Origin of the sequence: Sinorhizobium sp. P24N7 (genome assembly GCF_042436655.1) — a bacterium.
Lineage (GTDB): Bacteria > Pseudomonadota > Alphaproteobacteria > Rhizobiales > Rhizobiaceae > Sinorhizobium > Sinorhizobium meliloti_A.
The window spans coordinates 1-13,043 of the sequence record NZ_JBHMIW010000032.1 but is presented as its reverse complement, the minus strand read 5'-3'; the positions used below and the strand labels follow the sequence as shown (position 1 = coordinate 13,043).

Here is a 13,043-nt window from a genome sequence, read left to right as displayed (position 1 = left end):
CGTTTCAGGTTTTGACGGAAGCATATCCGGCGTTGGCGAAGTAGTTGCTGCATTCGTCGGGTTGAACTGAGGAGACGAGGCTGCCGAGGTGTTGCCATGTCTCCTCGACGGTTCGCTTCTGCGCCGCCCGCATCCAGTGTTTGATTTTGGCGAAGGCTTGCTCGATCGGGTTTAGATCGGGCGAGTATGGCGGTAGATACCAGAGCCTTGCGCCGGCGGCTCGGATCATCTGCCGGACGGCGGTCGACTTATGGGAGCCGAGATTGTCCATGATGACGATGTCGCCGGGTTCGAGCACGGGCACGAGCTGTTGCGCAACATAGGCGCGGAAACACTGACCATTGATTGGTCCGTCGAAGACGCAAGGCGCTGCCAGCCGGTCGTGGCGCAAAGCGCCGACAAAGGTCAGCGTGCGCCAGTGGCCGTGCGGGGCAAAGCCGCGCAGGCGCTTGCCTCGCGGGCCCCAGCCATAGAGCGGCGCCATGTTGGTCTTGATCCAGGTTTCGTCAATGAACACCAGCCGCCTCGGATCGAGACCGGACTGCCAGGCGCGCCAGCGTTGCCGCCGGCGGGCAATATCGGCACGGGCCTGCTCAAGGGCGAACAGTGTTTTTTTTGAACCGCAGCCCCTCGCGGCGCAGGAACCGCCACACCGTATCGTGCGAGACCTTCACCCCACGCGCCGCCAGCTCTTCCTTCAGCCTATGCAGCGACAAATGCGGCGTCTGGTTGATCCGCTCCGCGATGAACGCACGGTGCGGCTCCAGCACATGCCTGCGGTGGCCGCCCATCTTGCCGGGCGCCACAGACCCGCTCGATCGATAGCGCTGAGACCACTTCACCGCCGACGATACGGCAATGCCGAAACGAGCCGCCACCGATCGGCAGCTTTCGCCGGCCTCAACCGCGCCAACAACACGTTCACGAAGATCGTTCGAAAGAGGTCGCGTCATCAGATGCTGGCCTCCGCTCCAGCCAACATCTTGAATCACAAAATTGACTAAAACGGAATCCCCTCCGATTCAGTCAAAGCCGGAACCGCTCTAGTATCTCTGCGGCGAAGAGTTCTTCTGCCACCGTCTGCCCTTCGAGCGTTCGTCGATGACGCGCTGGCGCAATCGGATGGGTGAGGAGCGGCTTACGGCGCTGTTGCAGGAAAGCCTGGCGGTTGCGGCCAAGACCGGGGCGATCCAGCCGCAGGATACGCGCCGGGTGATCGTCGATACCACCGTGCAGCCGAAGAACGTCATGTTCCCGACCGACGCCAAGCTCATCCATCGGGCACGCGAGCGATTGGTACGGCTGGCGAAGAAGACCGGCGTGAAGCTGCGCCAGAGCTATGTCCGGGTCGGCAAGCTGGCGCTGATCAAGCATCAGCGCTATGCCCATGCCAAGCAGTTCAAGCGGGCCAACAAGACGCTGCGGACACTCAAGACCTATCTCGGTCGCACCGTCCGCGACATTCGCCGCCAGATCGGCAATGACGAGAACCTGCGGACCGTCTTCCTTTGGCCGCTCCACCAGGCCTCAACGGTGCTGGAGCTGCGGCAACGCCAGCGCGGCCGCAAGATCTACAGCCTGCATGCGCCGGAGGTCGAATGCATCGGCAAGGCCAAGGCCCACAGGCCGTACGAATTCGGCGTCAAGGTCTCGGTCGCCACCACGCTGAAACGCGCGAGGGGCGGCCAGTTCGCCCTGCATGCGAAGGCTCTGCCCGGCAATCCTTATGACGGCCACACGCTCGCGACCGTCATTCCCGACATCGAGAACACCATTGGCAACGACATCGAGCGCATCCTCGCCGACGCCGGTTACCGCGGCCACAATGCCCCTGAAAGTCACCGGTTCCGGGTCTTCACCAGCGGCCAAAAGCGCCGCGTCACTCCGGCGACCAAGCGCGAGATGCGGCGGCGCGCCGCCGTCCAACCGGTCATCGGCCATCTCAAGGCCGAGCACCGCATGGGCGGCAACTATCTCGCCGGCGAACAGGGAGACGCGATCAATGCCGTGTTGGCCGCAGCTGGCTACAACTTCTCGCTCCTCATCAACTGGTTGAGGCAGCTTTTGTGGCTGGTGCTCGTCTGGCTGCTCGGGGGAGCGAACCCGCACGCCGCTTAAGTCCGCTTATTGTTCACGGCCGACGTAGAAGTGTACTGCACGCGGAGGCAAGAAGCGCCGACTATGCCTTCCGTGAGTTGACGGACAGGGCCACCCGGACGGCGCATCCATCGAATCTTTGCGGGAGCCAGTTCGCCGCGAACTAGGCGGTGTAAATCCAAAGTCCTCGTTCCGGGCCTGCTCGGCGCAGAATTTCGTCGCCGCGATGCATAATATGAGCGAAACGCGGATTCTCAACTCATTTAATATCCAAGACTTAACTGGCTCGCAAATCGATCGACTGTATCCGCATAACTCGGCGTGGAGACCTATCCTGAATGGTAAAACCCGCCCAACTGCGCATAGGTTCGATGCGGGAGTGGCACCGCGATGTCGTGAAAAGCGCACGTCCGGTCGAGCCTGGTCCACGCGCTGGGGAGCCTAGTCTGGATCGGGCATCATTCCTACCGCTGGGCTGGTCCAGCTAACTAACACTCTTTTTTCTGAGCTCTTGATATGCAAAGCAAACTGCCTTCTCATACAGAATACGTCATCATCGGCGGCGGTATCATCGGCCTTTCGATTGCCTACCACCTTACCCGGCTCGGACATCGCGACGTCCTCCTGCTCGAGCGCGACCAACTAACTTGCGGAACCACTTGGCATGCTGCCGGGCTTGTCACGCAGCTCCGCGCAAATGAGAATATGGCCAAGCTGGCCCAGTACTCCGCCGAGCTGTTCCGCGACCTTGAGCAACTGACCGGGCAACCGACCGGGTTCAGGCAAAGTGGTTCAATCACGGTCGCAGCCACGGAAGCGCGGATGGAGGAGCTCAAGCGTGGGTCGTCGATGGGCCGCTCCTTTGGGCTGGATGTGCAGATCATTGACGCGGCCGAGGCTAAGCGGCGCGTGCCCCTGCTCGACGTCAACGACGTACTCGGCGCAGCCTGGATCGCTTCCGACGGGATGACCAACCCTGTGGATACGGCGCGGGCTTTCGCCGCTGGCGCGCGCCGAGGGGGTACAAAAATTGTGGAACGGACGCCGGTGATCCGCATCGTAGTCGAGAAGGGCCGGTTTGCTGGTGTCGAGACCGCAGAAGGCCTGGTCAGCGCCGAGAAGGCGGTTATCTGCACGGGCATGTGGAGCCGTAACGTTGCCGCGGACCTGAACTGGACGGTCCCGCTGCATGCGGCGGAACACTTCTACGTGGTAACGGAATCGATTCCCGGTTTGCCCGCCGACCTGCCGACGATTCGCGACATGGATGCGAAATTCTACGCCAAGGCGGATGCCGGCAAGCTGCTGGTTGGGTTCTTCGAGCCGGATGGGAAGCCTTGGGGCATGGACGGTATCCCACGAGATTTCAGCTTCGATTCGCTGCCCGAGGACTTCGACCACATCGAACCCTACCTGGCAGCTGCCATCGAGCGCATGCCGGCGTTGGCGGACGTGGGTCTCCAGCTGAATTTCAACGGGCCGGAAAGTTTCACCCCGGACAACCGCTTCCTGCTCGGCCCGGCGCCGGATATCGCCGGCCTCTACGTTGCTACAGGCTTCAATTCGTGCGGAATTGAGTCCTCCGGCGGTGCCGGCAAAGTCATGGCTGAATGGATGTCGACGGGCGTCCCCGCGAACGACTATTGGGAGATGGACGTTCGCCGCGCCATGCCTTTCCAACGCAATCGCAAGTATCTGCACGATCGTACAGTCGAAGCGGTTGGAAATCTTTGGTCGCTGCATTGGCCCCATAAATCGCCAAAGACAGCGCGTAACGTACGAGCCTCGCCCTTGCATGACCGGCTGGCACAGGTAGGCGCGAACTTCGGCGAGGTTGCCGGATGGGAGCGGGTGCAATGGTTCGACGCCCCAGGGATACGGACCGAGTCCCACGCGACGTTCACCCGGGACGACTGGTTCAAGCTGAGCGGCGAGGAACACGAGGCCACCCGTTCAGGGGTAGGACTGTTTGACCAGACGTCTTTCGCGCATCTACTGGTGCAGGGAAGAGATGCTCTGCCGCTGCTCCAGCGATTGTCCACCAATGAAGTCGATGTTCCCGTCGGCCGTATCGTCTACACCCCGTGGCTGAACGAGCGCGGGGGCATGGAATCTGACGTTACGATCGCACGAACCGGTGACGAGGAGTTTCTCGTCGTCACTGCGGCCGTTCAGCGCAACCGTGACCTTGCGTGGCTGAAAATGCACGCCAAAGGAGCAGGGCACGTATTCGCGACCGACGTATCGTCGGGCTACACCACGCTCTCGGTTATGGGACCGCGGTCACGGGAATTGCTGGCGCGCGTGAGCCCGGCCGACTTTTCCGATGCGGTATTTCCATTTGCAACGGCCCGCGAGGTCGAGGTCGGCTACGGCTTGGCCCTGGCCTTTCGGATGACCTTTGTGGGTGAACTCGGGTGGGAGTTACACATCCCGACCGAGCAGACGCTCGGCATTTACGATGCACTTGTCACCGCTGGCCGCGACCTCGAACTGCGTCGCGCGGGATATGTGGCGCTGAACACGTTGCGCCTGGAGGCGGGGTATCGTGACTGGGGTTCGGACGTCGGAGACGAGGACACCCCTCTCGAATCGGGCCTTGGCTTTACGGTTGCGTGGAACAAGCGCGATGATTTCATCGGGCGAGCAGCTCTCGAAGGACAGCGTGGGAAAACTCCACGCCGACGGCTTGTTCAGCTGGCTGCGCCAGGGGCGACACCGCTCATGTTCGGCACGGAGCCGGTCTGGCGCAATGCGTCGCTCGTCGGCTACCTGCGATCTGCCGGCTTCGGCCATACCCTCGGCTGCAGCATCGGCATGGGGTACCTGCATTCGGAAACCGGGGTCAACGCCGAGTGGCTTTCTGAGGGAGAATTCGAAGTAGAGGTCGCAGGTGAAAGGCATCCTGCAGTCGCATCCCTTCGCCCATTCTACGATCCCAATCGCACTCGGGTTAAGGGCGAATGGCACAAAGCGGAGGACTTAATCAGCCCAGAGTTGCGCGCAGCATGCCAGAAGGCGTGACCTCCGCAACAATTTAGTTTCAGAATTGCGTAAGGATAGCCATTGGGCAATGCTTGCCAAGTCGTCCCGTTCCGTGATCCTTGCCTTATGCTTCCCCGATTAACTCGGCATCGTATCGGCCGTGCCGGGAGGCCGTTTCCCGGCAGGTCGCAACGTCCTCGACGCTCAACCATTCGATCACATTGAGGCGGGCAGTTTTTCATGGGGGTTGTGTTTGATCGCCTTAAGTCTTCAGAATCCGAGCCAGAACTTGCTGTGTTGGCCGAAAGATTGCTCAGCGGCTTGCCATGAAATTCACGCCACGGCCAACTTCGGCGGCAAAATGAGTGTTGCTGCTGGTGTCTAAGTTTGATCCCTGAGTGGCGGGTCTGCTCGATCGTCGGCGAACTGTCGATGGTTGTGATAGCAATCGTCTCATTATGGCGCGAGCATCTGGCCTCGACCGATGTGACCGACCTGCCATTCTACCACATGCCCAGTACCAAAAAAGAATAGGATGGAGTAGGAGACTCAGGTTTGGGATCTTGTGTGGCAAGCAAAGACCGACCTTGTTGTCCTCGTACGCTGCATGCAGATCCTATCGGACGGCCTTCGGAAAAGCTGTTGGGAAGTGAATAAATATCCACCACTCCGTCCTGCTGGGCTTTGACATAATGAATGTGCCGCACGAGGGGCATGCCCGGCCGGGCAACCCGTGGCCGCTAGCGACTTATGTCTTAAGCGGTTGGCCCCTTGAACTCAGGATTAAGAACCGATCCGCGTGCTGAACGGAGGATGTGATGAAGGTACCCGTCTCGGTTAAGCGGGTTGTAGATGCGAACGTCAAGGTCCAGGTGAAGGCCGCCGGATTGGTCGTTGAGCTTGCCAACGTCAAGAGGCGATGAACCCGTTCGACAAGATCGAGGAAGCGATCCGGCTCAAGGAAGCCGGCGAGGCCGAGGAGATCATCGTTGTCTCGATCGGTCCGGAGCAGGCACAGGAAACGCTGCGCATAGCTTTCGCCATGTGGGCCGGCCGCGCCCATCCGTGTCAAAACCGACGGGCAGCCGCCGGCGACGCTCCTTTTCGGTATCGTCAGCGACAGCGCTGTAGTCCCGCTGTATTCCGGAAACTCGGCTTCATGAAAGGTATTGCGCCAGATCTCACGATAGATCGTCGATCGGTGACGGCCGAGTTGGCGGGCCATTTCATGGATCGGCACTTGCGTTCGACAAAGTGGTAAAGGCGGTCGCCGCATGCGTCACGTGCTGGTCCTTGTCGAACGCCGGTAGGGCAGGGAAGGCCCTTTCCCGCGCACATCCAGCATGCCGTCAGCCAAGGCGTAGGTCTCGACATAGCGGCCGCCCCGCCCGCGGGACACATCGTTTCCTTGAGCATGACGCGAGAACGTCAGCTGGCTGCCGACATAGCGCTGCTCGCGCTTATAGAGGATGTCCTTCAGCCGGTCGGCCTGATGTTCATCGGCCTATGCAGATCATCTGACCGGGCAGGGGTTGTTGCGAACCGAGCATGGTGGCGCGCGACAAAGCCAGGCACGGCGTTGCCCTTAATCCATGCTGGGGATCCCCGCCAAGCGCAATTCCTTGACCGGGCGGTTCTGCAGCGTCCGGTTCGCTGCTCGACGCGACCCTTCGCCTGACTCGAATTTGCGCATAGTATCTCGAAGTTTAGCTGCGAAAGCGCGCGGCCGAACTGCGTCATGCCCTGGCCGCCCCTTGGCATCCTTCTTCGCCACCCGGAAGGCCGAATGCTTGTCGGAATAACAGGCGACAGGCGAGCGGTGTTGCTTCAAGTAAAGCTCCAGAGCCTCGAAGTGCGTGAACGCGCTGTCCGAGCGCACGAGGCGCAACTGCATCAGCTTGCCCGTCGGGTCGTCGATGAAGACCAAGAGCGAGCAGGGATCACCGCGATCCTCGATTCAGCGGGGTTCCGATCCGTCGATCTGCACCAGCTCGCCGTAGGCTCGCGACGCAGCCCCGGCTGATGAAACGTGCGGCGCTGCTCGCGCGACAGCCACAGGCCGGCCTCCGACATCCATTTGCGCAGGGTCTCGCGCGAAACCGTCAGCCCATCGTGCGCCGCCAACTTCTCGGCCGCCAGCGTCGGACCGAAATCCGCATAGCGCCAGTCGGAGACGGGAGCGCCGTGATTCTTGAGATAGAGTTCCAGCGCTTCAAAATGCTGAAGGCGCTTTCCGAGCGCACGAAGCGCAATCGCATCGGCTTGCCCTCGCATCGTCGATGAACACCAAAGTGAACAGGGCGGCCCGCGATCCTCGAATCAGCGATGCTCGGAGCCGTCGATCTGCACCAGCTCGCCCAAGGCCTCACGGCACAGCCGCGGCTGATGACGGCGCCGTTGGCGCGACAGCCAGAGACGGACCTCCGAATCCACTTGCGCAACGTCTCGCGCGATACCGTCAGTCCGTGCTCTTCGGTCAGCTTCTCGGCGGCCAGTGTCGCGCCGAAATCCCGATAGCGCTCGCGCACGATCGCCAAGGCATAATCACGCACGCCGTCGCAAGTCCGATTGTTCGACTGCCGACGACCTCGACAAGACCTCGATCCGCTGCAATCGCCCTCGCTCATCGCAATCAATCGCATCCGCAATCTCCCACGTCGTCAAAACGCGGGGAGAGTGACATTCATACCTTGCAGGATCAGGACACTTTAACTTTGCGGTTGGAGTGTGGCGGTCATGTTGAACTGTCCGCTGTAACGCAAAGTGGAAATCTGACTTTGGGCTACCACGCGAGACCGCGAGCCTTCTTCGATCTGATCGCGACGGCTGATCGTTATGCTTATATCCATGAAATATGCTAACCGAAGCTCTGATTCCGAAGAAGCAGACATCCGGCATCTGACCTGTTGAGAAAAGTGTCGGCCCCGGCGACTGTTCGATCATTCAGCAAGATCCCAGTAGGTATGCTAATCGCTGCGTTGATCATTGCGCAACCGCTAGCGGGTTGGGCAGTTGGTGTTCGATGCGGTAGTCTGGATAGTGTTCCAGATGCATCCGCAGAACCGAGCGTGTCGACCAGGGCCGTTTCAGAAAGGCTTCGCGCTCTTCAGTCCAGAAGGCGTCCGACAGCATGCGCGGCCGCAGCGCGTCGAAGGCTCCCTCGGTCTCCTCCCGCAGGACGCGCCAAACGCTGTCGCCTGCGAGTGAATACTCCTCGGCGAGGCAAAGCGCGACCTCGTGAAGATGGCAGACAAAGCAGGCATCGATGACGAAGGAACGGACAAGGCTTATGTCGTCGGCGCAAGGCGTTGGAGGAATGCCCTTGCGGCTGAACGGCTTCAGCTCGTAGCCGCGCTCCTTGAATAGCGATGCGCAACTCGGACCGCCGCAAAAGTCGCGGATCAGCAGCTTCTGTGGGAGGCCACGATCGTCGAAGAGGATGGTGCTGTTCTGCTGATGCGCCTCGAACGCAATTCCGTAGAGAAGATGCATCGTAAGTGCCGGACGGACGACAGTGCGCACATAGGCTCGGAAGAAGGCCGTAACCGCCGCCTCGCTCTCATTGCCACTTCTGGCAATGAGCTCGCAGATGAGCGGCCGGCCATCGAGCGGGCTGCCCGTGAGCAGTGCCGCGGCTGTGACGGGTAAGAGGCCATCGCGGCGTGCCAAGGCATCGACATTGCGATAGATGACCGACAGGAAGCGGCCGGGATGCTCGTCGCCGGTTTCCGGATTTCGCAAGATAGCGCCCAACTCTTCGGTGAAGATCTCCAACTCATTACGAAGATCATTGTCCTTGCACAGGATGTCGGAAATCAACGTGCTAAGGCGGGGTCCCATATGGATCGAGCTGGCCTGCAATGTGCGCAGTGCGCTGGTCATCCATATGGCGACGGGGAGTTTGATGAAGGGCTTCGGTTCTTCCGTCTCCGGCAGCATCGTGCGGAACGACATTGAGGGTAATGTTACAATCTCCGGGCCGTTCGGATCGAGAACACCGGCCTCAATCTCGGGCGCGAATTCGCGTCGCACGAAATTGTCGAGATGCCAGGCGTGAACGGGCAGAGGCAGCCAGCTCTGGATTGGCTTGCCACGCGCTATCATGCGCTGCGCCCAGTCGTGCCAGACTTCGGGAAAGTTCCGGGCAAACCACTCCGAATAGCCACCGACATGCGGCATCTTCTCTACATAGGCCCAATCGCTGCGGAGGGCCGCTATGCGCAGTCGCACCCGCGCGCCGAACTCGGGCGAAAGTGCAACGACGTCCTCGGGCGACAGCCCGGGCTTGGTCTTCCAGGTGGGATAGAATGGATGGCCTTCCAGCGCGCCCCATTGGTCAAGGGTCATCGCGGCGAGGTGCAGCGGAACGTTTCCATGGAGATAGGCAAGGAATCCAGGCGCACCCGCCTCAGCAACTTGACGGCGTAGTTCGGCACTCCACTGCTCGCGATGGCGCCGCGCTAGTATGTCGTTCTGCACGCTGTTGTCGACGTCGTTCAGCAGACGCTCCAGGTCGTCTGGGGCAGGCGCAATCGTGAGAGACGGCGCGACCTCGCTTATCAGGGCGGCAGGATCCTCAATCCTGTGCCGACCACCCACTCCGTCCATCACTTCGACCCGCCCCCGGTTTTGCAATGTTCCGGCGGGCGCAAGGTGCAGGTGGGTGAAATGCAGCACGCGCTGCGAAGCCCAGAGGGGAAACCAAGCCTCGGATTTGTCCTGCGCCCACAGCAATGCATCCGGCTCCAGCAAACGCTCGGCGAACAGGCAGCGCACCAGCCGGTTAATCGCAAGGGTCGACCCATTTGCCAGAAGCGCGCGATGCGCACCCTGGGCGGGATCTGTCGCGGAAGAAGTCGTCTTGCAAATCATCGAGCCTCCCTCCGCGAGGTCGAAAGTCTGGGGCGCCGTCGACCAATTGGCTGCGTTAATAGCGTGTCCAGTGATAAGCCCTGGTGATCGACCGAACCACGTCGACGGTTAGCATGAAACCGTTGTTGTTCGGTCGGTGTGTGAAGATCCATTGAGTGATACGTCCAGTCGCTGCGGTACCATATCCATTGCCTTTATCGCCCGTACGGACACTGTGCAAAGTAATCACGTGTGGCGCTGCCCATTCTAGCAAGGTTAGCTTTGGGACAAAAAAGCCGATGGCCAACAAACTGCTCCTACTGGTGCCCAGCTTCAAATGGGCGACCGTGGCCCGTAAGGCACCCAGTCGGGCATTATGCCGGCTTCCAGGCCGGTTTCCGAACTTCGAGTGCTGCCGCTGCCTTGTGGAACTGTAAAGCAAATCGCATGCCAACCGACCAAAGCTCGACTAGCGGCTTGAAATGGCCGTGCCTTTCGTCCGGATAGGCGGAGCGCAGAACGAACTCCTGTGTAGATCGACTGCACAATGGGCGAAGGATACATAACGCTGCGATGTTCAAACAGCCTTCGGCCGTGGACGCACAAGGTCGAGCACCGTGTTGCGGAAATCCTCGATGTGCCGCCGGTGCTCGCGCTTCTTCGAGGCCGCACCGCCGGCGCCAACCCGATCATAGGCCTGGACGACACTCAAGCTGCGCCTGCCGAATCTGCTGGATGAGTTCCAGGCGATGCAATTCCATCTGCGACATGACGACTCCAAACGCTCGTGGTCTCAGCCACGCTTCTTCAAGCCACCATCCTTGCCCCAACGTTGACGCTGACCCGGCACGTCGAGAGGCGGGACTGTCGCATCTCTAACTGGCCCAACTGTCACATTACCGACTGGAATGTACCAGCTCAACATCGTCATCATTGCGGTAACACGCCACAGGCAAAGGGCCGTGGACCGGGCCAACCAAACCCTGCAGGTTGGTTAGTCAATGTGCTTCACCCTCGCGAACGCCAATACCTATGCGCCGGAGTTCATGGCGCCGGAACTCCAAACCCGGCAAGTCCATATCGGGATCGGGCCGCCGGCCATAACTAATCGCCGCGGGATGAAAGTTTAGTGGCAGGTCACGCACTACAGGCGGGTTCGGCGGTAAACCGAGATATGACGTTTGGACACATCGGTGAATGCACCCCTCGCCCAATCTCCCCAACGCTCTGCTAGCTCCAGCCCTACGCATTCGGCCATGGTATCGAGCTCCTGGTGATAAACGTAACGAACGCGTTCTGGTAACCGTCTGACCGATGTACCGGAAAACCAGAGGAGGGTTGAAGTCAAGTTCTGGTTTAGTGGATCGTGGACTGTCGCATTGATGAATGTATTCTCGTGATCCACGAGCGTAGTAGTAGTTTTCTGGCCGCGAACGAAACCATCCAAGGCTGGCACACGCACCTCTATCACCAAAACCCCCTCCTCATTTAGCGCCTCCGCGGCAGATCGCAGGCAAGCTATTTGCTCTTCGCGCCTGAAGAGCAGCGTGAACGTGCCAAAAACACAATAGACGAGATCATAGCGTTGCTCTGAGCTGAAATCGGCAATGTTGCCCTTCCAAGCCTTGATCAGACCGGTACGCTTGGCGAGTAGTTTCAACATGCTGTCCGAGATGTCGATACCTTCGACCTTGACGCCGCGCTCGCTCAACGGCACCGCCACGCGCCCGTTGCCAATACCAAGTTCAAGAGCACTCCTTCCGCTGGAAAATCGCTCAAGAAACGCGGCAGTTTCATCTGCCTCAGCGACTTTACCTATCATCCTGGTATATTTTTCATAGACGGAAGCAACATTTTCGTCATAGCAAGGCTCATCTGGCATATTCAACCCTCCTGTCAATGCCAATATACATTTGCGTGCTTTACTTCCATGTGCATAATTTGAATCTCAGGTTATCCGTAACCGACCTCGACCTATTGTCGGCAAACGCGCGAGCACGTGGTTGGTGCTATTGGTTGGAACTGTTGGCAATACGTCATGGCTTTGAATGATGCGCAACCCCGCTAGAGTAGTTTCTCATTCTTTCCCTGCCTCCTTACAGCAAGCCCGGCCCTCGCTGCCCACGAGCGAACTTTGACTCTAGCAGCCTAAGAAAGGTCTCGTGTAGCCATAGAACTAAGCGCGACATATCTGGTGACCACGCTCTCCCCACCCATACGGGAGGTTCCAACTCGCCGATGACGCCTCCTACATCGACCCGTCCGTCGCCAGCAACTGGTCGAGGGACGACGCGGTGGTCAGGTTCTCAAGCGAAACCATCAGTACGGACATTGAGCGGCTCCGTTTCAGGGTGAATCCCGCAGTTCAAAGGGCAAGCGCTATGCCAACTTGAAAGCGATCAGTTCAATGCTTTGACTATTCGCGTCCGATTCCGTCTATTTGCGGCTGGCCCTAGATATCGAGTAGATCCCTCATATCGTTGATCGAGCGCTGGAGGTTTCGGACGGGTTTCCGCAGCTAAGCATGTAGCAGGTGAGCACGGACGCGACGTCAACCTAGGTCGCCTGGCCGCCCAATCATAGAAGCAGGTACTGCAGCCCTGAGCGCTACCCGCGCGCAACAGAGGGTCGACTTGCAGCGCGGTGGTCAAGGGCTTCGTCCCGAAGTGCGAAAAATACGAGCACCCCGCGAAGGTTATCTCGAAGTGGCGGGATGCGCCGGACCTAGGTGCGCGGTACGATCAATTGCGCGACACAGCGCGTAACGCGTGCTGGTCTGAGCGAAAATCGTTTTTTGGCCGTGCCTGACCTCAGAGTTATTTGAAGGATCTGTTGCAACGCGCTTTGATTACCGGCGTGTGACACGGAGCGCCTCAATGAATTTCGACTGCGACCTTTTCGACCCCCTGAAAGTTTAAACTTAATCTGAGGGCATGAGGAGTTCTCCTCGCGCGCTCGATCGGTCTGAGCGAGGAGGCCGGCCCACCGGACCTCGCATTCACGATCTCCGGCAGGCGACCGTCGTCATAGACGTTCTGGGCCAGTCGTGTCCGGTTGAAGACTTCTATGTTCAAAACCTGACACACTGAGGCGCAAGTATTCCGCCGTTG

4 protein-coding genes and 6 pseudogenes are annotated in these 13,043 nt (G+C 59.6%); 3 read left to right on the top strand and 7 right to left on the bottom strand.

Annotated features, from left to right (window positions below; genetic code table 11):
• Positions 1–4: 4 nt before the first annotated feature.
• A protein-coding gene (locus tag ACFHWW_RS33355) for an IS630 family transposase (RefSeq protein WP_379943595.1) occupies positions 5–953 on the bottom strand; the annotation gives its coding sequence in 2 pieces (ribosomal slippage) (positions 5–616 and positions 618–953; 948 coding nt in all).
• Between the two features lie 94 nt (positions 954–1,047).
• Here ACFHWW_RS33355 and ACFHWW_RS33350 point away from each other — a divergent pair.
• The 3 genes and pseudogenes from ACFHWW_RS33350 to ACFHWW_RS33340 all read left to right on the top strand — a co-directional run.
• Positions 1,048–2,118 (top strand): annotated as a pseudogene (locus ACFHWW_RS33350) (IS5 family transposase); the annotation flags it as partial.
• A 495-nt stretch (positions 2,119–2,613) separates the two neighbouring features.
• Positions 2,614–5,121, top strand: a complete 2,508-nt coding sequence (locus ACFHWW_RS33345; RefSeq protein ID WP_379943593.1) for an FAD-dependent oxidoreductase — start codon at positions 2,614–2,616, stop codon at positions 5,119–5,121.
• Between the two features lie 779 nt (positions 5,122–5,900).
• Positions 5,901–6,142 (top strand): annotated as a pseudogene (locus ACFHWW_RS33340) (electron transfer flavoprotein subunit beta/FixA family protein); the annotation flags it as partial.
• A gap of 22 nt (positions 6,143–6,164) precedes the next feature.
• Here ACFHWW_RS33340 and ACFHWW_RS33335 read toward each other — a convergent pair.
• From ACFHWW_RS33335 to ACFHWW_RS33310, 6 genes and pseudogenes are all read right to left on the bottom strand, one after another.
• A pseudogene (locus ACFHWW_RS33335) lies at positions 6,165–6,358 on the bottom strand (helix-turn-helix domain-containing protein); the annotation flags it as partial.
• Positions 6,351–7,245 (bottom strand): annotated as a pseudogene (locus ACFHWW_RS33330) (ISNCY family transposase); the annotation flags it as partial. The pseudogenes ACFHWW_RS33335 and ACFHWW_RS33330, both read right to left, overlap by 8 nt.
• A gap of 6 nt (positions 7,246–7,251) precedes the next feature.
• Positions 7,252–7,664 (bottom strand): annotated as a pseudogene (locus ACFHWW_RS33325) (ISNCY family transposase); the annotation flags it as partial.
• A gap of 400 nt (positions 7,665–8,064) precedes the next feature.
• A complete protein-coding gene (locus ACFHWW_RS33320) occupies positions 8,065–9,954 on the bottom strand; it encodes an IucA/IucC family protein (protein WP_379943591.1) in 1,890 nt (629 codons plus the stop codon).
• Positions 9,955–10,531: 577 nt separating this feature from the next.
• Positions 10,532–10,703: pseudogene (locus ACFHWW_RS33315) on the bottom strand (ISNCY family transposase); the annotation flags it as partial.
• 374 nt (positions 10,704–11,077) lie between these two features.
• Entirely contained in the window at positions 11,078–11,815 is a 738-nt protein-coding gene (locus ACFHWW_RS33310) for a class I SAM-dependent DNA methyltransferase (protein WP_379943589.1), read from the bottom strand.
• Between the last annotated feature and the right edge of the window lie 1,228 nt (positions 11,816–13,043).